Annotated in this window: 14 protein-coding genes and 1 pseudogene; 7 read left to right on the top strand and 8 right to left on the bottom strand. The window is 72.7% G+C overall.

Translation table 11 applies throughout. From position 1 onward, the window contains the following. Nucleotides 1–25: 25 nt before the first annotated feature. The 3 genes from glnA to AC0680_RS27550 form a co-directional block, all read right to left on the bottom strand. On the bottom strand, nucleotides 26–1,387 hold the full coding sequence (glnA, locus tag AC0680_RS27560) for a type I glutamate--ammonia ligase (RefSeq protein ID WP_384437549.1): 1,362 nt from the start codon (nucleotides 1,385–1,387) through the stop codon (nucleotides 26–28). 306 nt (nucleotides 1,388–1,693) lie between these two features. Next, the gene (locus AC0680_RS27555; protein ID WP_478633707.1) at nucleotides 1,694–2,590 is read right to left on the bottom strand and encodes an alpha/beta fold hydrolase; all 897 of its coding nucleotides are present in this window, start codon (nucleotides 2,588–2,590) and stop codon (nucleotides 1,694–1,696) included. Then, nucleotides 2,587–3,351 (bottom strand): DUF998 domain-containing protein, encoded by a 765-nt coding sequence (locus AC0680_RS27550; RefSeq protein ID WP_478633705.1) that lies wholly within the window; start codon nucleotides 3,349–3,351, stop codon nucleotides 2,587–2,589. The genes AC0680_RS27555 and AC0680_RS27550 overlap by 4 nt, the downstream gene beginning before the upstream one ends. A 211-nt stretch (nucleotides 3,352–3,562) precedes the next feature. On the opposite strand from AC0680_RS27550, the gene AC0680_RS27545 reads away from it, so the two are divergent. The 3 genes from AC0680_RS27545 (at nucleotide 3,563) to AC0680_RS27535 (ending at nucleotide 7,317) form a co-directional block, all read left to right on the top strand. After that, nucleotides 3,563–3,748, top strand: coding sequence for a hypothetical protein (locus tag AC0680_RS27545; RefSeq protein WP_478633702.1), 186 nt, complete (start codon nucleotides 3,563–3,565; stop codon nucleotides 3,746–3,748). 89 nt (nucleotides 3,749–3,837) lie between these two features. Further along, on the top strand, nucleotides 3,838–5,421 hold the full coding sequence (locus AC0680_RS27540; RefSeq protein ID WP_478633699.1) for a multicopper oxidase family protein: 1,584 nt from the start codon (nucleotides 3,838–3,840) through the stop codon (nucleotides 5,419–5,421). Nucleotides 5,422–5,562: 141 nt separating this feature from the next. Beyond that, complete coding sequence (locus tag AC0680_RS27535; protein WP_478633696.1) at nucleotides 5,563–7,317, top strand: NAD+ synthase; 1,755 nt, start codon at nucleotides 5,563–5,565, stop codon at nucleotides 7,315–7,317. An 80-nt stretch (nucleotides 7,318–7,397) separates the two neighbouring features. Here AC0680_RS27535 and AC0680_RS27530 read toward each other — a convergent pair whose 3' ends face one another. The 4 genes from AC0680_RS27530 to AC0680_RS27515 all read right to left on the bottom strand — a co-directional run bounded on the left by AC0680_RS27530 (nucleotide 7,398) and on the right by AC0680_RS27515 (nucleotide 12,426). Next, on the bottom strand, nucleotides 7,398–8,609 hold the full coding sequence (locus AC0680_RS27530; protein WP_478633693.1) for an MFS transporter: 1,212 nt from the start codon (nucleotides 8,607–8,609) through the stop codon (nucleotides 7,398–7,400). A 207-nt stretch (nucleotides 8,610–8,816) separates the two neighbouring features. Continuing rightward, the gene (locus AC0680_RS27525) at nucleotides 8,817–9,821 is read right to left on the bottom strand and encodes an endonuclease/exonuclease/phosphatase family protein (protein ID WP_478633770.1); all 1,005 of its coding nucleotides are present in this window, start codon (nucleotides 9,819–9,821) and stop codon (nucleotides 8,817–8,819) included. A 320-nt stretch (nucleotides 9,822–10,141) separates the two neighbouring features. After that, nucleotides 10,142–10,804 (bottom strand): TetR/AcrR family transcriptional regulator, encoded by a 663-nt coding sequence (locus AC0680_RS27520; protein WP_478633691.1) that lies wholly within the window; start codon nucleotides 10,802–10,804, stop codon nucleotides 10,142–10,144. Then, on the bottom strand, nucleotides 10,801–12,426 hold the full coding sequence (locus AC0680_RS27515; protein WP_478633688.1) for an MFS transporter: 1,626 nt from the start codon (nucleotides 12,424–12,426) through the stop codon (nucleotides 10,801–10,803). The genes AC0680_RS27520 and AC0680_RS27515 overlap by 4 nt, the downstream gene beginning before the upstream one ends. A gap of 212 nt (nucleotides 12,427–12,638) precedes the next feature. Here AC0680_RS27515 and panB point away from each other — a divergent pair. The 3 genes and pseudogenes from panB to AC0680_RS27500 all read left to right on the top strand — a co-directional run bounded on the left by panB (nucleotide 12,639) and on the right by AC0680_RS27500 (nucleotide 15,557). Then, a pseudogene (gene panB, locus AC0680_RS27510) lies at nucleotides 12,639–13,543 on the top strand (3-methyl-2-oxobutanoate hydroxymethyltransferase). Nucleotides 13,544–13,707: 164 nt separating this feature from the next. Beyond that, the gene (locus tag AC0680_RS27505; protein ID WP_478633686.1) at nucleotides 13,708–14,730 is read left to right on the top strand and encodes an ATP-binding cassette domain-containing protein; all 1,023 of its coding nucleotides are present in this window, start codon (nucleotides 13,708–13,710) and stop codon (nucleotides 14,728–14,730) included. Further along, nucleotides 14,727–15,557 (top strand): ABC transporter permease, encoded by an 831-nt coding sequence (locus AC0680_RS27500; protein ID WP_478633685.1) that lies wholly within the window; start codon nucleotides 14,727–14,729, stop codon nucleotides 15,555–15,557. Before AC0680_RS27505 ends, AC0680_RS27500 begins: the two co-directional genes overlap by 4 nt. A 52-nt stretch (nucleotides 15,558–15,609) precedes the next feature. Here AC0680_RS27500 and AC0680_RS27495 read toward each other — a convergent pair whose 3' ends face one another. After that, on the bottom strand, nucleotides 15,610–18,957 hold the full coding sequence (locus AC0680_RS27495) for an AfsR/SARP family transcriptional regulator (RefSeq protein WP_478633681.1): 3,348 nt from the start codon (nucleotides 18,955–18,957) through the stop codon (nucleotides 15,610–15,612). A 173-nt stretch (nucleotides 18,958–19,130) separates the two neighbouring features. On the opposite strand from AC0680_RS27495, the gene AC0680_RS27490 reads away from it, so the two are divergent. Beyond that, entirely contained in the window at nucleotides 19,131–19,931 is an 801-nt protein-coding gene (locus AC0680_RS27490; protein WP_478633679.1) for a site-2 protease family protein, read from the top strand. The last annotated feature ends 2 nt before the right edge of the window (nucleotides 19,932–19,933 follow it).

The raw sequence follows: 19,933 nt of genomic DNA, 5'->3' as shown, positions 1-19,933 counted from the left end.
TGCGGCCTCTCGGTGGCGCGGTGGCTCAGAGCACGGGCAGCATCTTGCGCAGCTCGAAGGCGGTGACCTCCGACCTGTACTCCTCCCACTCCTGCTTCTTGTTGCGCAAGAAGAAGTCGAAGACGTGCTCGCCGAGGGTCTCGGCGACCAGTTCGCTGCGCTCCATCAGCTCGATGGCCTCGCCGAGGTTCTGCGGCAGCGGCTCGATGCCCATCGCCCGGCGCTCCGAGTCCGACAGCGCCCACACGTCGTCGTCGGCGCCGGCCGGCAGCTCGTAGCCGTCCTCGATGCCCTTGAGGCCGGCGGCGAGCAGCACCGCGTAGGTCAGGTACGGGTTGGCGCCGGAGTCGATCGAGCGGACCTCGACCCGGGTCGAGCCCATCTTGCCGGGCTTGTACATCGGGACGCGGATCAGCGCGGAGCGGTTGTTGTGGCCCCAGCAGATGTACGAGGGGGCCTCGCCGCCGGCGCCCGCGGTGCGGTTGGTGCCGCCCCAGATGCGCTTGTAGGAGTTGACCCACTGGTTGGTGACGGCGGAGATCTCCCCGGCGTGCCGCAGCAGGCCGGCGATGAACGAGCGCCCCACCTTGGAGAGCTGGTACTCCGAGCCGGACTCGTGGAAGGCGTTGCGGTCGCCCTCGAAGAGCGAGAGGTGGGTGTGCATGCCGGAGCCCGGGTACTCCGAGAACGGCTTGGGCATGAACGTCGCCTGGACGCCCTGCTCCAGCGCCACCTGCTTCATGACCAGCCGGAACGTCATGATGTTGTCGGCGGTCGAGAGCGCGTCGGCGTAGCGCAGGTCGATCTCCTGCTGGCCGGGGGCGCCCTCGTGGTGGCTGAACTCCACCGAGATGCCCATGGACTCCAGCATCGTGATGGCCTGCCGGCGGAAGTCCATGCCGACGTTCTGCGGGGTGTGGTCGAAGTAGCCGGAGGAGTCGCCGGGGATCGGCCGGGAGCCGTCGACGGGCTTGTCCTTCAGCAGGAAGAACTCGATCTCCGGGTGGGTGTAGAAGGTGAACCCGAGGTCGGAGGTCTTGGCCAGGATGCGCTTGAGGACGTACCGGGGGTCGGCGTACGACGGCGACCCGTCCGGCATCAGGATGTCGCAGAACATCCGGGCGGTGCCGGGGGCCTCGGCACGCCAGGGCAGGATCTGGAAGGTCCCCGGGTCCGGCTTGGCGATCATGTCGGATTCGTACACCCGGGCGAAGCCCTCGATGGCCGAGCCGTCGAAGCCGATGCCCTCGTCGAAGGCCTGCTCCAGCTCGGCCGGCGCGACCGCCACGGACTTGAGGAACCCGAGGACATCGGTGAACCACAGCCGTACGAAGCGGATGTCGCGCTCCTCGAGCGTACGGAGCACAAACTCCTGCTGCTTGTCCATGGGTCACCAATCCTTGCAGGTCAATCGGCCTGTCCACGCACGGGGAAGATCGTGCGTGGCACACCAGTATCACGTGAGGGGGTTACCGTCACATTACGCACCCTTGGCCTGAATCAGAACCGCCGTCCCGTAACCCTCGCCCCCGATCCTTCCCACGGTGCGCCCGCTCAGCGCGGCCGGCCATGCCAATCGGGGGGCTTGGCCCGATCTTGAAGCGGGCCGGAGGTGTCGTTGACCCGCTGTTGAGGGGGCGGTGGCTTGCATTTTCGCGTTCTCACGTTTCCGCGCCCTGCGCGCGGCCGGGACTCAGGCGAACGGCGCCGTCGCGTCGCGCCCCGTCCCCGACAGGTCCAGCACCGCCTGCGCCACCGACTCCGGCACATCGGCCATCACGAGATGACCCGCGGGCGCGGCGACCGCGAACCGGCCGCCCAGCTCCGCGGCGAGCGCCCGCTGCCGCTCCAGCCAGCGCAGCTGCCCGGCCGTCTCGCTGCCGTCGTACGCCGCCAGGACCGTCACCGGCACGTCGGGCAGCACACGGTCCCCGCGCAGCGCCGCGAGCTCGGCGGCCTGGTAGGGGTAGGTCGCGTTCTCCAGGGCGCAGGCCCGCACCACCCGGCTGGTGCGGTAGCCGGCGCGCTCCCACGGGTGCGCCGGATGGCTGCCGACGGTCGCGGCGCGCCCTATGAGGCGGCGGGTCGCCGGTCCCAGTACGTGCGCCAGCCCGGCGGCGGACAGCGCGCCGGCCAGGCCGCCCGCCCAAGCGGTGCGCACCGCGCGCGGCAGCCGGGGCCGCGGATCGTCCTCGATGCTGCCGTCGACCAGGACGAGCCCGGCGCAGCGGGCCGGGTGCAGCCGGGCGAACGCCTCGGCGTGGAACCCGGCGAGCGAGTGACCGACGACGGTGGCCGGGCCGAAGTGGCCGAGCGCGTCGAGGAGGTGGGCGAGCCGGTCCGCCTCGGCGGCGACGGTGGGCGGCGCGGGCGCCGGGGCGCTCAGACCGAGTCCGGGGCGGTCGAAGCGGACGACGGTGCGGTACGGGGCGAGCAGCGCGGCGACCGCGTCCCAGTCGAACCAGGCCATCCCCAGACCGCCGCTCAGGACGCAGACCGGGCCGCTCCCCTCGGTCAGGACGTGCAGCGCGACGCCGTCGACGCGCAGGAACCGGCCGGGGGCGGGCAGCGGGCGCGGGTGTCGGTTCATCGGTCTCCTCGTCCTGCTGCGGGTTCTTGGGGTGCCGGCTTCGCCGATGCCCGTTCTCCCGCCGCTCCTGCGGGCCCGGACCTGGCCACGCAGACCGCGAGCAGCGCGATGTACAGGGCGACCAGCAGGACCTGCAGCCGCTGGCCGGCGCCCAGGGCCCAGGTGCCCCGGCCGGCGCTGAACGCCGCGACGGAGGCCAGCGTCCAGAGGGTGGCGGCCAGTTCGGCGAGCACCAGGGCGGGGCCGAAGCGGCCCAGCGGCGGCCAGCGGTCGTGGCGCCGGGCGGCGAAGGTCAGCAGGACCAGCGCGGCGAGCGCGCCGACCATCGCGCACGAGCTGCTGATGGCGTGCGCGGTGTGGGTGGCCGGCACCAGCCCGGCGGTCTCCCGGGCCGCGCACGCCGGATCGCTGGTCGGCGCGCAGCTCAGCGGCAGCCGGGAGTCGACCGCGGTGGCGGCGCCGAAGAGCGCCAGCGCGGCCCAGCCGGCCGTCGCCCAGGCTCCGCGCCCGGTCGTCGGCAGGGCGGTCACCGCACCGGCCAGTACCAGCAGACCGGCGAGGAGGTCGGTGGCGCGGAAGAGGCCGCCGAGCGGCTGATCGGCGGCGGCCAGCTCACTGACGTACGCCTGCACGGGATCGAGGCCGGTGGCGAGCACCACCTCCAGCACCCACGCGGTGTACGCGGCGGCGCCGAGCAGCAGCAGGGCGGCGGCCACCCGGCGGCGGGCGGCGGCGGAGCGGCGGGTGCGGGTCAAGGCCATCCGTCTCGGGTACGTGGGCATGGGCCAGGGCGGAGCCGTTGTGGGTTGCTGTCGGTTGCGGGTCGCGCTGTCCCGGGTGGAGGCCCAGGATATGCAGGCGCCACTCCGTTCGGCGGACAGCGCTGGGAGACCCATACCCCTCGGGGGTAGATTCCAATGGCGGCGGTCCGCGGGGCGGCCGCCCATGGGTCATTTCGTCGGGAGGTCCGCGATGCGGGAACAGGGCGAGGCCGCCGCGTGCCGCGGCTGCCTGCCGTGGTTCACCGCCCAGGTCGCCGACCCCCTGACCTCCCCGACCCGCACGGCCCTGCGCACCCGGCTGCTGCGCGGCCAGTGGCCAATATCCGCGCCGCCGCGTCCCCAACTCCTCGCCCCACTGTCGGTGCCGCGCGTGTAGGAGCGCCCGCCGCCGACGCTCCGGAGTCCGCGGCGGCGCCCCCGAACAGACCACACTTCACACCGACATCGCCACGAGGTGCTTTCCCTATGCGTACGCACTCCCGCCGCGCCGTGCTCGGCGCGGGACTCGCCGCCGCCGGAAGCGGGCTGCTGGCCCCCCGATCCCTCGCATCCACCGCCCCGGACACCAGGCACGGCGGGGGCGCCCCCCACGGCCGCGACGACCGCCCCCCGTCCGGCTATGTCTCCCCCTCCGGCGCACAGGTCGCCGAGACCGAGAGCGAGCGGGGCAAGGGCCCCGTCCGGGCCTTCTCGCTGACCGCCTCCGAGACCAAGCTCGACCTGGGCGGCGTGATCGTCAACACCTGGGCGTACGGCGACAGACTGCCGGGCCGGGCGATCCGGGTCACCGCGGGTGAGCGGATCGCGCTGACCCTGCGCAACCGCCTCCCGCAGTCCACCACCGTCCACTGGCACGGGCTGCAGCTGCGCAACGACATGGACGGCGTCCCCGGCATCACCCAGCGGGAGGTCAGGCCCGGCCACTCCTTCAACTACCTCTTCGCCGCCTCCACGCCCGGTACGCACTGGCTCCACCCGCACGTCGGCGTGCAGGTGGACCGCGGGCTGTACGCACCGCTGATCGTCGACGACCCCGAAGAGGCGCTCTCGTACGACAAAGAGTGGATCATCGTGATCGACGACTGGCTCGACGGGGTCGACGGGGTCACCCCGGACGCGATCCTGGCCGAGCTGAACAAGGACAAGCCCGGCGGTCCCATGGGCCATGGCGAGCTGCAGATGACGCACCGGAGCGACAGCCGCTCCCGCGCCGCCGCGTCCCGGATGCTGAAGAACATGGGCCGGATGGACGACGACTTCTCGGGCACCGTCGAACACCCGTACCACCTGATCAACGGCAAGACGCGCGACGACCGCGAAACCTTCCGCGCCAGGCCCGGCGACCGCATCCGGATCCGGATCATCAACGCCAGCGGCGACACCGCCTACCGGGTCGCGCTCGGCGACCACCAGATGACCGTTACGCACACCGACGGCTTCCCGGTGACGCACCAGAAGACCGACAGCCTGCTGATCGGCATGGCCGAGCGCTACGACGTCCTGGTCACGGCCAAGGACGGGGTCTTCCCGTTCACCGCGCTCTCCGCGGGCAAGAACAACCAGACCGCGCAGGCCCTGTTGCGCACCGGGAGCGGCGAGGCCCCCGACTCCAAGATCCGCCCGAAGGAGCTGCGCAGCGGGGGGATCAGCGCGGGCGACCTCAAGGGCGACGAATCGTGCCTGCTCGACGGCCGCGAACCCGACCGCACCATCAAGATGAACCTCACCGGCACGATGGAGAAGTGGAACTGGGCGATCAACGGGAAGCCGTACACCCCCTCGCAGCGGTACCCCGTGGAGCAGGGCGAGCGGGTGCGGATCGTCTTCCGCAACAAGACCAAGATGTGGCACCCGATGCATCTGCACGGACACACCTTCGCGCTGCCCGGCGGCGGCCCCCGAAAGGACACCACGATCATGCTGCCGGGCAAGAAGCTCGCCGTCGACTTCGACGCCGACAACCCGGGCCTGTGGATGTTGCACTGCCACAACATCTACCACTCGGAGTCCGGGATGATGACGGTCCTCGGCTACCGGCTGCCGAAGTGACCGACGGCACCCGCCCCCTCGGCCGAGCAGCCGGTCCGGTCACCGATGGGGGTCCCCCCGCTCCTTGAGAGCTCGGGGGGAGGGTGGCCCGCGAAGCCCGCGGGCCACCCATTGCGTCAGAAAGACGATTACACTGGCGGGGTGCCTCAACTTCGTCTCGCCCTCAATCAGATCGATTCCTGTGTCGGCGATCTCGCCCAGAACGCGGAGACGATCGTGCACTGGACCCGGCACGCCGCCGGCCAGGGCGCGCACCTCGTCGCGTTCCCCGAGATGGCGCTGACCGGCTACCCCGTCGAGGACCTCGCGCTGCGCCCGTCGTTCGTCGAGGCGAGCCGCGTCGCGCTGCGGACGCTGGCCGGGCGGCTGGCCGACGAGGGCCTGGGCGGCCTCCCCGTCGTCGTCGGCTACCTCGACCGCGGCGAGCAGGCCGGGCCGCGCTACGGACGCCCCGCCGGCGCGCCCCAGAACGCCGCGGCCGTGCTGCACGGCGGCGAGGTGGCGCTCACCTTCGCCAAGCACCACCTTCCCAACTACGGCGTCTTCGACGAGTTCCGCTACTTCGTGCCCGGTGACACGCTGCCCGTCGTACGGGTGCACGGCGTCGACGTCGCGCTCGCCATCTGCGAGGACCTGTGGCAGGACGGCGGCCGGGTCCCGGCGACCCGCAGCGCGGGCGCCGGGCTGCTGGTGTCCATCAACGCCTCCCCGTACGAGCGGGACAAGGACGACACCCGCCTGGAGCTGGTCCGCAAGCGCGCCCAGGAGGCCGGCTGCACCACGGCCTATCTGGCGATGATCGGCGGCCAGGACGAGCTGGTCTTCGACGGCGACTCGATCGTCGTCGACAAGGACGGCGGGGTGATCGCGCGGGCGCCGCAGTTCGCGGAGGGCTGCGTCCTGGTCGACCTCGACCTGCCGGCCGCGGCGCCCGAACCCCCCTGCGGCGTCCTGGACGACGGCCTGCGCGTCGACCACCTCACCCTCTCCCCCGAACCGCTGCCGCCCTACCCCGCCGAGACCCCCGGCGGGCAGGCCGAACGCCTCGGCGACCTCGAAGAGGTCTACACCGCGCTGGTCGTCGGCCTGCGCGCGTACGTCGCCAAGAACGGCTTCCACAGCGTCGTGCTCGGCCTCTCCGGCGGGATCGACTCCGCGCTGGTCGCCGCGATCGCCTGCGACGCGCTGGGCCCCGCCCATGTCCACGCCGTGGCGATGCCCTCGCGCTACTCCTCCGACCACTCCCTCACCGACGCCGCGGAACTCGCCCGCCGTACGGGCCTGTCCTTCCGCACGGTCCCGATCGGCCCGATGTTCGACGCGTACATGGAGTCCCTCTCCCTCACCGGCCTCGCCGAGGAGAACCTCCAGTCCCGGCTGCGCGGTACGACCCTGATGGCCATCTCCAACCAGGAGGGCCACCTGGTCCTCGCCCCCGGCAACAAGTCCGAGCTGGCCTGCGGCTATTCGACGCTCTACGGCGACTCGGTGGGCGGCTACGGCCCCATCAAGGACGTCTACAAGTCCGTCGTCTACCAGCTCGCCCGCTGGCGCAACGAGGCCGCCGCCGACCGCGGCCAGACCCCGCCGATCCCGGAGAACACCCTCACCAAGCCGCCGAGCGCCGAACTCCGCCCCGGCCAGGTCGACACCGACTCGCTGCCCGACTACGACGTCCTCGACCGCGTCCTGGAGCTCTACGTCGACCGCGACCGCGGCCGCGAGGACATCATCGCCCAGGGCTTCGACGAGGCGCTGGTCACCCGCGTCCTGCGGATGGTCGACCACGCCGAGTACAAGCGCCGCCAGTACCCGCCCGGCCCGAAGATCTCCACGAAGGGCTTCGGCAAGGACCGCCGCCTGCCGATCACCAACCGCTGGCGGGAAGGGAGCTGACGGGCCCTCGCCCGGCACCCGGCGGGGCGGCGTCCCAGGGCGTGTCCGATGGGCCGGGGCCGGAAGGGCCTGCGGCGGGCCTACCCGGCGGTCGCACCGGCCTCCGCGGCCGCCTCTCGGCTGCGCGCCACGATGCGGGACGCGTCCTTGGCCCCCCGGTCCAGCAGACCCGCCACGACGGCGACGGCCAGGCCGGCGGCGGCCAGCACCGCGCCGACCAGCGTCGGGGACGTCCAGCCCCAGTCGGCCGCCAGGGCCAGGCCGCCGACCCAGGCACCGCCCGCGTTGGCCAGGTTGAAGGCCGACTGGTTGGAGGCGGCGGCCAGCGTCGGGGCCTGCTGGGCCTTGTTCATGACCAGCATCTGCAGGGGGGTGGTGGTCAGGAAGCCGACCGCGCCGATGAGGACGACGGTGACCAGGGCGGCCCACTTGACCTGGGCGGTGAAGTGGAAGGCGGCGAGGACGAGGGCCAGCGCCGCCAGCGAGCCGTACAGGGTCGGCCGCAGGGCGCGGTCGGTGAGGGGACCCGCGGCGAGGGCGCCGAGCGTCATGCCGATGCCGAAGAGGGCCAGGACGAGCGGGACCGAGCTCTCGGCGAAGCCGGTCACCTCGGTCATCATCGAGGCCAGGTAGCTGTAGACGGCGAAGATGCCGGCGAAGCCGAAGACCGTGGTCAGCAGGCCGAGCAGGACCTGACGGCTGCCGAGGGCGCGCAGCTCGCGGGCCAGGCCGGTGCGCTCCTGCGCCGGCAGCGGCGGGATCAGCCGGGCCAGGGCGGCCATCGCGACCAGGCCGATGGCGGCCACGATCAGGAAGGTGGCGCGCCAGCCGAACCGCTGGCCGAGGAGGGTGGCGGCGGGGACGCCGATGATGTTGGCGATGGTCAGGCCGAGGAACATGGTGGCGACCGCGCGGGCCTGGCGCCCCTCGCGCACCAGCCGGGCCGCGACCACCGCGCCGACACCGAAGAACGCGCCGTGCGGGAGGCCGGCCAGCAGCCGCCCGGCGATCAGCGTGCCGAAGCCGGGGGCCAGGGCGGAGGCCAGGTTGCCGACCGTGAAGACCGCCATCAGCAGCACCAGCATCCGCTTGCGCGGGATGCGGGAGCCGAGGGCGGTCAGCAGCGGGGCGCCGATGACGACGCCGAGGGCGTAGGCGGAGACGAGGTAGCCGGCGGTGGGCACGGACGTGCCCAGATCGTCCGCGACGTTGGGCAGCAGGCCCATCATCACGAATTCCGTGGTGCCGATACCGAAGGCCGAGATCGCGAGCGCGAGCAGAGCCAAGGGCATGAAAGACCCAGACCTTTCAGGGGACGTCCGTAAGGGGACAGGTAAGTTCTCTTACGGAACAAAGTCTCTCAGCCCGAGTATTCCGCAGCGGGAACGGGGCATGACGGCTACGTTTCGGCAGCTCGTCGGCGCGGCCCGCCGGCGTCGGCCCGTCCGCCTCAGCCGGCCCCCGTCCGCCCCAGCCGGCCCGCCGCCCGTCGGCCTCGGTCAGATCTTGACCGAGGCGGCGACCGGGAGGTGGTCGCTGCCGGTCGACGGCATGACCCACGCCTTGACCGGGTCCATCCCCTTCATCATGATCTGGTCGATCCGGGCCATCGGGAACGCCGCCGGCCAGCTGAAGCCGAAGCCGTCGCCGGCCGCTCCCTGGGCGGAGCGCATCTGGGAGGTGACCGGGGCGAGCGAACGGTCGTTCATGGTCCCGTTGAGGTCGCCGAGCAGCATGATCTTGTGCACCGGGTCGGCGGCGATCGCCTCTCCCAGCGCCTCGGCACTGCCGTCGCGCTGGCCCGCGGTGAAGCCCGCCTCGACCTTGACCCGCACCGACGGCAGATGCGCGACGTAGACGCCGAACCGCTGACCGTCGGCGGCGGTGACGGTGGCGCGCAGCGCGCGGGTCCAGCCCATCTTGATGTCCACCGGCCGGGCGTCGGACAGCGGGCGCTTGCTCCACAGGCCGACGGTGCCCTGCACGGTGTGGTACGGGTACGCCTTCGCCAGGCCCTGGCGGTAGGTGGGCAGCGCCTCGCCCGTCAGCTCCTCCAGGGCCACCACGTCGGCGCCGGACGCCACGATGTCCCTGGCGGTGGCCGCCGGGTCGGGGTTGCCGGCGTCGACGTTGTGGGTGACGACGGTGAGATTGCCGCCGGCGCCCGCCTTGTCGGTGATCTGGCCGCCGAAGAGGTTGACCCACGCGAAGACCGGCAGGACGAGGGCGATCAGCGCCGTCATGGAGCGGCGCAGGACCGCGGCGAGCAGCAGCAGCGGGATGCACAGGCCCAGCCACGGCAGGAACGTCTCCAGCAGACTGCCCATGTTTCCCACGGCGTTGGGGATCCGGGCGTGCAGGATCATCAGCAGCCCGAGCAGTACGGCGAGCACCGCGAGCACGATGCCGCGCCGCCACATCCCCTCCGGGCGCCACCAGTTCCGCAGGCGTCCGGCCCGGGAACCGGCCCGCTCGGGCCCCTGCCCCTGTCCCGGCTCCGTCATGTATGCCTGCGCCATGTAGCTGTCCTCACTGCCTTGCTCCGGTGCGCACGTCGCCTGTGGTCCACGACCCTAGGCGATCGCCATAACGCACTTTCTTAGATCCGTGGTGCGCCTTCTTGGATGTGAGGACGGCGCGGCGGCGGGTCGGGGTTCCGGTCCCGGGGTTCGTGACGGATGCTGTGACACAACGGGCATGATCCGGTCATATGAGCGTCCTTCGCGGCGGTGTTCGCGAGGTGTCCGCGGGGTGTACACGACGGGCTCGGCCGGTGTCGGCCGCGCGCCCACCGCTGCGACCGGGGTGGCCGGGGTGGCCGGGTTCAGCCCGCCGCCGCCCGGGGGGCGGGCCGTACGCCCTCCAGGACCATGTCGACGATGTCCTCGGCGAGCCCTTCGGGCAGTTCCTTGTGCTCGTGGAGCATGGCGCGGGCCAGCATCGGGCCGACGAAGAGGTCGGCGACGGTCTCCAGATCGCGGTCGGTGCGGATCTCGCCGTTGGCCACACCGCGCCGCAGGACGCCGAGGAGCGCCTCATGGCGGGCCCGTACAACGGTGTCGTGGTACTCGGCCCACAGCTCGGGCTGGGCCTGGACATGGCTGACGAGGGTGCGCAGCAGCGCCGAGTTGCGCTTGGCCAGCCCCCGGCGGCGCAGGAACTCCAGCAGGCAGACCAGGTCGTCGCGGACCGAATCGCCCGCCAGTCGCGGGCTCTGGGCGTCCAGCGACCGCATGACGTCCAGCATCAGGGCGCTCTTGCCGGGCCAGCGGCGGTAGACCGTGGCCTTGCCGACGCCGGCCTCGCGGGCGATCCGCTCCATGGACAACTCGCCTATGGAGACGCCGTCCTCCAGCAGGCGCAGCACCGCCTCGATGATGGCGGAGTCGGCCTCGGCGCTGCGCGGCCGCCCGCGCCGCCCGGCGGTCGCCGGCCCCGGCTCCGCCCGGCCCGCCGTCGCCTCGGGGTCCTGCGCCGCCCGGGTCATCGCGCTGCGCCCGCCTTCCGCTCGTCCTGCGGCTCCGCCGACCGCGGCGCCGGTCCCATTTTGCCCGGCAGGAAGGCCAGCACGACCAGGGCACCGATCACCGAGACGGCGGCCGAGCCGAGGGCGGTGACGTGTATGGCGTGGACGAACGCGTCGTGGGCGGCGCTGACCAGCGGCCGGCCCGCGGCGCCCATCCGGTCCGCGAGGCCGAGGGTGGCCTCGATGGACTCGCCGGCCGCGTGCCGGGCGCCGGCGGGCACGCCGGGCAGGGCGTCGAGCTTGTGCTGGATGCCGTCGCGGTAGGTCGTGGACAGCAGCGAGCCGAGGACCGCGACGCCGAGGGTGCCGCCGACCTGCCGGAAGACGTTGTTGAGCGCCGAGCCGGAGCCGGCCTTCTCACGCGGCAGCGACTGCATGATCGCGACGGTGACCGGCGGCATGATGTGCGCCATGCCGGCGCCCTGGAGGAAGAACAGCACCTCCATCACCCACATCGGGGTGTCGGTGTCCATCAGCAGCAGGCCCGCCATGGTGGCGGCCACCACGAGCATGCTGGCGGTGCACACCGCGCGGGCGCCGTAGCGGTCCACGGCGAGCCGGGCCCGCGGCGCGAAGACCAGCTGAGCCGCGGCCAGCGGGAGGAGGAGCAGGCCGGACTGGAACGGGGTGTAGCCGCGCACGCTCTGGACGTAGAAGACGATGAAGAACGTGACGCCCATGAGCGCGAAGAAGACCAGGGCGATGGCGGCGACGGCGGCGGAGAACGCGGGCCTGCGGAAGTAGCCGATGTCGATGGACGGGTGGTCGCTGCGCTTCTGGTGCAGCACGAACACCGCCAGCACGGCGAGGCCGCCGGCGATGGTGCCGAACACCTGGGGGTCGGTGAAGTCGGCGAGCTGGCCGCCCTTGATGATCCCGTAGACCAGCAGGACCAGGCCGACGACGGAGAGCACCACCCCGACCGGGTCCAGCCTTCCGGGGCTGGGGTCCTTGGAGTCGGGCACCAGGATCAGCATCGCGATCAGCGCGATCAGCACGATGGGGACGTTGACGAGGAAGACCGAGCCCCACCAGAAGTGGTCCAGCAGCAGGCCGCCGGCGATCGGTCCGATGGCGATGGCCAGGCCCACGCCGCCGGCCCACACGCCGATCGCCCTCGGCTGCTCGTCGCGCTCGAAGACGTTCATCAGGACGGCGAGGGTGGCCGGCATCACGAACGCGCCGCCCAGGCCCATCAGGGCGCGGAAGGCGATCAGCTGGGTGGGGGAGCCGGCGAACGCGGCGAGCACCGAGCCGGCGCCGAAGACCACCAGGCCGAAGAGCAGCACCTTCTTGCGTCCGAGGCGGTCGCCGAGCAGGCCGGAGGTGAACAGCAGCCCGGCGAAGACCAGCGTGTAGGCGTTGATCGCCCACTCCAGCTCGCCCTGGGTGGCGCCGAGGCCGGTGGGCGACGGCGTGGCGATCGTCTTCATGGCGACGTTGAGGATGGAGTTGTCCAGCACCACGATCAGCAGGCTGAGCATCAGCGTGCACAGGATCGCCCAGCGGCGGCGGTGGATGCGGTCGGGGACCTGCCGGGCGGGTGGTTCCCCCGGGGCGGATGGGGTGGATGAGGTGGCCATGGCGACACCCTAACGCATTTCGATACGGGGCCGTTCCGTATCGAAAAGCGCCGGGTCGCCCGGCGTGGCCCGATGAGCGACCTGCCCGGCCGGCCGGTGACAGGAGCCTGCCGCGCCCCTCCCTTTTCCTTTGCGTGCGGGCCGTGCCAGCATGGTGGGGAGTCCGGGGACACCGTCAGGGTGCCTCGAGATGACGAACAGGAGCCGTCACCATGACGCAGCTTTCGCCTGCTCCCGAGCCGGCCGCCGGGGCCACCCCGGGGTCCACCGCGAAGCCCGCTTCGGAGCGCAGCAAGTCGCTGTACGGAGGCACCGGCTCGCGCCGGATCACCGTCCGCGACATCGCCGCCGCCAAGGAGCGCGGCGAGAAGTGGCCGATGCTCACCGCCTACGACGCGATGACCGCCTCCGTCTTCGACGAGGCCGGGATCCCGGTCCTGCTCGTGGGCGACTCGATGGGCAACTGCCACCTCGGCTACGAGTCCACCGTCCCGGTCACCATGGACGAGATCACCCTGCTGTCCGCCGCGGTGGTCCGGGGCACCAAGCGCAGCCTGGTCGTCGGCGATCTGCCGTTCGGCTCGTATCAGGAAGGGCCGGTCCAGGGCTGCGCAGCGCCACCCGGCTGGTGAAGGAGGCGGGCGTCGGCGCCGTCAAGCTGGAGGGCGGTGAGCGCTCCGCGGACCAGGTGGAGCTGCTGGTCTCGTCGGGCATTCCGGTGATGGCGCACGTCGGGCTGACCCCGCAGTCGGTCAACGCCTACGGCGGCTACCCCGTACAGGGCCGCGGCGAGGAGGCGGCGCAGCAGCTCCTGCGCGATGCCAAGGCGGTGCAGGACGCGGGGGCGTTCGCGGTCGTCCTGGAGGCCGTCCCGGCCGAGCTGGCCGCCGAGGTCACCCGTTCCCTGCACATCCCGACGGTCGGCATCGGCGCGGGCCTGGACTGCGACGCGCAGGTGCTGGTGTGGACCGACATGGCCGGTATGACCGCGGGCCGGGTGCCGAAGTTCGTCAAGCAGTACCTGAACATGCGGGAGCTGCTCGGCGGTGCGGCGAAGGAGTTCGCGCAGGAGGTCGTCGGCGGTGCGTTCCCCGCCGAGGAGCACACCTTCCACTAGGCACGCCTTCCTCTGCAACGATCGGCCCGGCGGCCGGAACCGCGCGTTCCGGCCGCCGTCGCCGTAGTGCCCCGCCCAGTCCGCCGGTGCGGCCGTCGGCGGCCCGTCCGCGCTGTCGGCGGTCTGTCGGCGGGTTGTCAGTGGCCGCTGGCATCTTTGAGGGCATGACGCGACAGACGATAACCACCAGGGGCGGCAACGCCGTGGAGGTGCGCGGTCTGGTCAAGCACTTCGGCGACGTCAAGGCCGTCGACGGGGTGGACCTGGACGTGAAGGAAGGCACCGTGCTCGGCGTGCTCGGCCCCAATGGCGCCGGCAAGACGACGCTCGTGCGCTGCCTGTCCACCCTCCTGGTGCCGGACGCCGGCAGCGCCGTCGTGGCCGGCTTCGACGTGGTGCGCCAGCCCCGCGCGCTGCGCCGCACGATCGGCCTGACCGGGCAGTACGCCTCGGTCGACGAGAAGCTCTCCGGCTGGGAGAACCTCTACATGATCGGGCGGCTGCTCGATCTGTCCCGCAAGGACGCCCGCGGCCGCGCGGACGAGATGCTGGAGCGGTTCTCGCTGACCGAGGCCGCCAAGCGGCCCGCGGCCAAGTACTCCGGCGGTATGCGCCGCCGGCTGGACCTCGCCGCCTCGATGATCGGCAGCCCGGCCGTGCTGTATCTGGACGAGCCGACCACCGGCCTGGACCCCCGCACCCGCAACGAGGTGTGGGAGGAGGTCCAGCGGATGGTCCGCGAGGGCGCGACGGTGCTGCTGACGACCCAGTACATGGAAGAGGCCGAGCAGTTGGCCGACGAGCTGACGGTCATCGACCGCGGCCGGGTGATCGCCGAGGGCCGGGTCGACGAGCTGAAGGCGAAGGTCGGCGGGCGGACCCTGCAGATCCGGCCGTCGGACCCCGGCGAGCTGGACCGGATGGTCGGCGCCATCGCCCAGGCCGGGCTGGACGGCATCGCGGGCGCGACCGCCGACCACGACGGGGGTGTGGTCAACGTCCCGATCATCAGCGACGAACAGCTGACCGCGGTGGTCAACGTGCTCGGCCGGCGGGGCTTCGCGCTCGCCGGGATATCCACCCATCTGCCCAGCCTGGACGAGGTGTTCCTGGCCATCACGGGCCAGAAGACCTCGGAGGCCGCCGAGGACGTCATGGACCGGAGTTACGCGGAGGTGTCGGCATGAGTGCCGCGACGATCACGGCGCCGCTCGCCAAGCCCGGCGCCGACGAGGGCCGGATCGGCCTGCGGGCCAATCTGCGGCACATCGGCGCGCTGGTGCGGCGCAACGCCCTGCAGATCAAGCAGGATCCCGAGTCGATGTTCGACGTCCTGCTGATGCCGGTCATCTTCATCCTGCTGTTCGTGTACGTCTTCGGCGGCGCGATGTTCGGCAAGGGAAACCAACAGCAGTACGTCCAGTATCTGGTGCCCGGCATGATGGCGATGATGGGCATGAACATCGCCATGGCGGTGGGCACGGGCGTCAACGAGGACTTCCGCAAGGGCGTGATGGACCGCTTCCGGACCATGCCGATAGCCCGGTCCTCGGTCCTGATAGCCAAGATCGTGGTCGAGATCGGCCGGATGCTGATCGCCACCGCGATCCTGCTCGGCATGGGCTTCCTGATCGGCCTCGAAGTCCGCGGCAGCATGCTGGAGTTCGTCGGCGCGATCGTGCTGTCCACGGTCTTCGGCGCCGCCCTGATGTGGATCTTCATCCTGCTGGGTCTCGCCATGAAGACCCCGCAGGCGGTGCAGGGCGTGGCGATGATGGTGCTGATGCCGCTCCAGTTCGGCTCGTCGATCTTCGCGCCGACCAAGGACATGCCCGGCTGGCTGAAGGGGTTCACCGACGTCAACCCGCTGTCCAACCTGGCGGACGCGGCCCGCGCGCTGATCAACGGCCAGGGCGCGGTGGCGCACCCGACCGTGGTCACCGTCGCCTGGGCGGTCGCCATCACGGCGATCACGATGCCGCTCGCGGTGGCGAAGTTCCGCAAGAAGACCTGACGCGCGTCCTACGGGGGGCTTCCCCGTAGGACGGCCATTCGCCCGGCTCGCGTCAGATGAGAGCGGTGGCCTCTTCGAGGGAGAGGCCACCGCCTTCGGCGTACGCGGCGTCATAGGCGTCATCGCCCAGCAGCGCCCGGGCCGCCGCCTCGGTACGGGCCCGGTCGTCGCGGATGATCATCGGCGGGACATGGTCGACGACCCGCAGCGCGTCGTACGCGCCCACCAGGCGCGCCGCGTCCCGGCCGGCCCGTTCGCCGTGCACCGCCATCAACACCCGGGCGCCGCCGAGGAGTTGGAGTACGGGCAGATCCGGGGCGACCATCCGCGCCAGGGGCTCCTGCATCATCTCCAAGGCCTTGCGGAACCTCGGCAGCAGCCCCTCGGTCAGGCCCTCCTCCAGATCCACCGAGACCAGCGACGCCTCCAGGAGCCCGACGAACATGTCCGGAGCGCGGGAGGTGAACAGCTCCCGCACCATGAACAGTTCCTCGCGCGCCTCCTGGAACCGGCCCGTCACGGACAGCCGCATGGCCAGCGACAGCCGCGCGAACGGCTCGGTGTCCCGGCCGCTGTTGCCCTTCGCGGTCTCGGCCAGCACCTCGCGCAGCATCCGCTCGCCGGTCTCGCCCTGGCCGTCCTCGATCAGTACGGCGCCCAGCCGGCCGCGCAGCAGCAGGGTCTGGCCGTGGGCGCCCACCTCCTCGGCGTGCACCATCGCCGCCCGGTAGTCGCCCGCCGCGAGCTCGTAGGCGCCGCGCTTCTCATGGGTCTCGGCCCGCCCCGACAGCGCCTCGGCCGCACCCCAGGCGTCGCCGACCCGAAGGAAGATCCGCAGCGCCTCGTCGGCGTCCCGGGCCGCCTGGGGCAGCCCGCCCGCATGGTCGTTGAAGATCTTGGCGCGCAGCTGCAGGACGTAGGCCAGCTCCCATGCGTAGCCCCGGTCGCGGCAGGCCCGCACCCCGCTGTCGACCAGCTCCGCCAGCTGGTCGAGCTGCCCGGTCAGCAGCACCGCGTAGTGCCACATCACACCGGGCACCCGGCAGGTCTGCGGCAGGCCGGCGCGGTACGCGGTGAGGACGCCGGCCAGTTCCTCCTGCATCTCCGGGTCGCGCAGGGCCTGGATGTCGCTGTCCAGGCTGGACAGCGCGACCAGACGGACCTCGCGGCGGGCCTCCGTCAGCTGCTCGGGTTCCATCGGCGGCGGCTTGTCGATGGGCCTCTCGTGCAGCTCGGGCGCTGGTTCGACGGGGTGGAGAAAGGGGTTGGGGCCGAGTGCGGCGGCCGCGGTGGCCCAGTGGCGGGCATCGCTGCGGTGATCGCGCAGCGACCAGAACCAGAACAGGGACAGCACCAGGCACAGCGCCTCGTGCTCGTCACCGGCCGCGATGGCGCGGCGCAGCGCGGTGCGCAGATTGTCGTGCTCCAGCTCCAGCCGCTCCATACAGGGACGCTGGCGGGGCCCGCGCAGCAACGGGTCGCTGGTACGGGCCAGTTCGCGGTAGGCGACGAGGTGCCGGCGCTCGGCGCCGGCCCGCTCCCCCGCCTCGTCCAGCCGCTCACCGGCGTACTCCCCCACCGTCTCCAGCAGCCGGTAGCGCATCTGCTCCTCGCTGCCCCGGCCGGCCGGCGCCGCCACCACCAGCGACTTGTCGATCAGCGAGCCGAGCAGCCCGGCCACCTCGTACCCCTCGACGCCGTCGCCCGCGCAGACCTCCTCGGCCGCGGCGAGGTCACAGCCGCCGGCGAAGACGGACAGCCGGCGCAGCACCGCCCGCTCGGGCTCGTCGGTCAGGTCCCAGGACCAGTCCACCACCGCGCGCAGCGTCTGCTGCCGGGGCAGCAGGGTACGGCTGCCGCTGGTCAGCAGGCGGAAGCGGTCGTCGAGCCGGTCGGCCAGCTGCCGTGGGGAGAGCAGCCGCAGCCGGGCGGCGGCCAGTTCGATGGCCAGCGGCAGCCCGTCGAGACGGCGGCAGATCTCGGCGCAGGCCGCCGCGGTCTCCTCGTCGGCCCCGACCCGGAAACCGGGGCGGGCGGCGGTCCCGCGGTCGGCGAGCAGCCGCAGCGCGACCGGGTCGGGCAGCGGCTCGACCGGCCGCAGCACCTCGCCCGGTACGGCCAGCGGCTCGCGGCTGGTGGCCAGCACCGTCACGCCGGGGCAGTGCGCCAGCAGCCGCTCGGCGAGCTCGGCGGCGGCGCCGATCACATGCTCGCAGTTGTCGAGCAGGAGCAGCATCCGGCGGCCGGCGCAGTGCTCGGCGAGCCGGGCGAGCGGGTCCAGGGCGGTCGGGTCGGTGGCGGCGCGCAGTCCCTCGGCGGTGGTGCCGCGGACGACGGTCTCGCGGGCGCCGAGCGCGGTCAGCACCGCCTCGGGCACGGTCTGCGGATCGTCCACCGGAGCCAGCTCCGCCAGCCACACGCCGTGCGGCCAGGCCTCCGGCAGCGCCGCCGCGGCGGCCTCGGCGGCCTCCTGCGACAACCGGGTCTTGCCGGCGCCACCGGGGCCGAGCAGCGTCACCAGCCGGTGCTCGGCCAGATCGGACCGGATCGCCGCCAGATCGGCGTCCCGGCCGACGAAGGAGGTGAGCCGGGCCCGGAGGTTGCCGGGGCGGGCCGGTGCGGCGTCGAGCCGCGCGGTGGGCGGCGCGGCGGGGGCGGCGGGGGCTACGGCCGGTTCCGGGCCGGGGGTCAGCAACTCCGCGTGCAGGGCGCGCAGTTCCGGGCCCGGGTCGGCGCCGAGGCGGTCGGCGAGGCCGGTGCGTATCTCCTCATAGGCGGCCAGGGCCTGGGCGGTGCGGCCGGCGGCGCGCAGCGCGCGCAGCCGCAGGGCCTGGAGGGGCTCGTCGAGCGGGTGGACCTGGCACAGCGCGACGAGGGTGGGCAGCGCCCGCTCGGCGCGGCCGAGGGCGAGGTCCGCGGCGAGGCGGGTGCGCTGGGCGTCCAGGCGGCGGCTCTCGGCGCGGGCCGCCTCCACCCGCGCGTCGGGGAGGTCTGCGAGGGCCGGGCCGCGCCAGAGCGCCAGCGCCTCGTCGAGCAGGGCGGCGGCCCGGGACGGGTCCGCGTCGGCGAGCGCCCGGCCGCCGTCGGCCGTGAGCCGCTCGAAGCGGTGCAGGTCTACGGTGTCGGGCTCGGCGCACAGCCGGTAGCCGCCGTCGACCGAGGCGATGGCGGCGCGCCCCAGGGCCCGGCGCAACCGGCCGATCAGGGCCTGCAGCGCGCCGGCCGTGTCGGCGGGCGGGTCGGCGCCCCAGACGTCGGCGATCAGCACGTCCGGGGAGAGCACGCGGCCGGGGCGCAGCGCGAGGGCGGCGAGCAGCGCGCGCAGGCGTGCGCCGCCGAGGGGGACGGGGGTACCGTCGGCCCGGTCGGCCTGGGTGGTGCCGAGCATTCCGTAGCGCACCACGCCATTGTCGTCGAAGGACGGAACTCCTTCGCCACCGGTTTTCGTTTCCCCGGCAGCGGCCCGGGGAGGGGGCCGGGGTATCGATGCCGCGTGGGGGGACCCGTGCGCCGGCCGCCGTGGTCCGGTTACGGTCGTGGCCGCCCCTCACCAGACTCTCGGGAGCCCGCACCATGACCACAGCAATCCGGCCCGCCGACCGCCGCGTCAGCCCGGTCTTCCTGGCGCTCGCCGCCGTCCTGGCGGTGTCGGGGTGGGCCGTGTGGAGCGGCACCCTCGCCGCGAACACCGGCTTCGCGGTCTTCTTGTTCGTGGTGTCCGGCTGGGTGGTCTCGCTGTGCCTGCACGAGTACGCACACGCCCGCACCGCCCTGCACAGCGGCGACATCTCGGTCGAGGCCAAGGGCTATCTGACGCTGAACCCGCTGAAGTACACCCATGCGCTGCTGAGCATCGTGCTGCCGGTGATCTTCGTGATCATGGGCGGGATCGGGCTGCCGGGCGGCGCGGTGTTCATCGAGCGGGGCCGGATCCGGGGCCGCTGGCGGCACAGCCTGATCTCGGCGGCCGGACCGCTGACGAACGTGGTGTTCGCGGCGGTGTGCACGGCGCCGTTCTGGCTGGGCGGGCTGGCGGGAGTGCCCGCCACCTTCCGCTTCGCGCTGGCGTTCCTCGCACTGCTCCAGGTGACGGCCGCGATCTTGAACTTCGTGCCGGTGCCCGGCCTCGACGGCTACGGCGTGCTCGAACCGTGGCTGCCGCTGAAGCTGCGGCGGCAGGTGGAGCCGTTCGCGCCGTTCGGGCTGCTGGCGGTCTTCGGGCTGCTGTGGGTCCCGGAGGTCAACCACGTGTTCTTCGACCTCGTCGACGCGGTCCTGCGCGGCCTGGGCGTCTCGCAGCTCGACACCTACCTGGGCCAGGAGTTCTTCCGCTTCTGGCAGGGCGAGCCGCAGCTGCTGCCGTCCGGGGCCTGACC

This window comes from Streptomyces sp. NPDC043738 (assembly GCF_056436545.1).
Note: the sequence above shows the minus strand (reverse complement) of the source record. Positions and strands in the feature narration are given on the sequence as shown.

Coding starts and splice junctions, on each gene's coding strand:
- AC0680_RS27505 (WP_478633686.1), top strand. CDS start 13,708: ATGACGCGACAGACGATAACCACCAGGGGCGGCAACGCCGTGGAGGTG.
- AC0680_RS27500 (WP_478633685.1), top strand. CDS start 14,727: ATGAGTGCCGCGACGATCACGGCGCCGCTCGCCAAGCCCGGCGCCGAC.
- AC0680_RS27525 (WP_478633770.1), bottom strand. CDS start 9,821: ATGACGGAGCCGGGACAGGGGCAGGGGCCCGAGCGGGCCGGTTCCCGG.
- AC0680_RS27555 (WP_478633707.1), bottom strand. CDS start 2,590: ATGAACCGACACCCGCGCCCGCTGCCCGCCCCCGGCCGGTTCCTGCGC.
- AC0680_RS27515 (WP_478633688.1), bottom strand. CDS start 12,426: ATGGCCACCTCATCCACCCCATCCGCCCCGGGGGAACCACCCGCCCGG.
- AC0680_RS27550 (WP_478633705.1), bottom strand. CDS start 3,351: ATGGCCTTGACCCGCACCCGCCGCTCCGCCGCCGCCCGCCGCCGGGTG.
- AC0680_RS27530 (WP_478633693.1), bottom strand. CDS start 8,609: ATGCCCTTGGCTCTGCTCGCGCTCGCGATCTCGGCCTTCGGTATCGGC.
- AC0680_RS27490 (WP_478633679.1), top strand. CDS start 19,131: ATGACCACAGCAATCCGGCCCGCCGACCGCCGCGTCAGCCCGGTCTTC.
- AC0680_RS27520 (WP_478633691.1), bottom strand. CDS start 10,804: ATGACCCGGGCGGCGCAGGACCCCGAGGCGACGGCGGGCCGGGCGGAG.
- AC0680_RS27545 (WP_478633702.1), top strand. CDS start 3,563: ATGCGGGAACAGGGCGAGGCCGCCGCGTGCCGCGGCTGCCTGCCGTGG.
- AC0680_RS27540 (WP_478633699.1), top strand. CDS start 3,838: ATGCGTACGCACTCCCGCCGCGCCGTGCTCGGCGCGGGACTCGCCGCC.
- glnA (WP_384437549.1), bottom strand. CDS start 1,387: ATGGACAAGCAGCAGGAGTTTGTGCTCCGTACGCTCGAGGAGCGCGAC.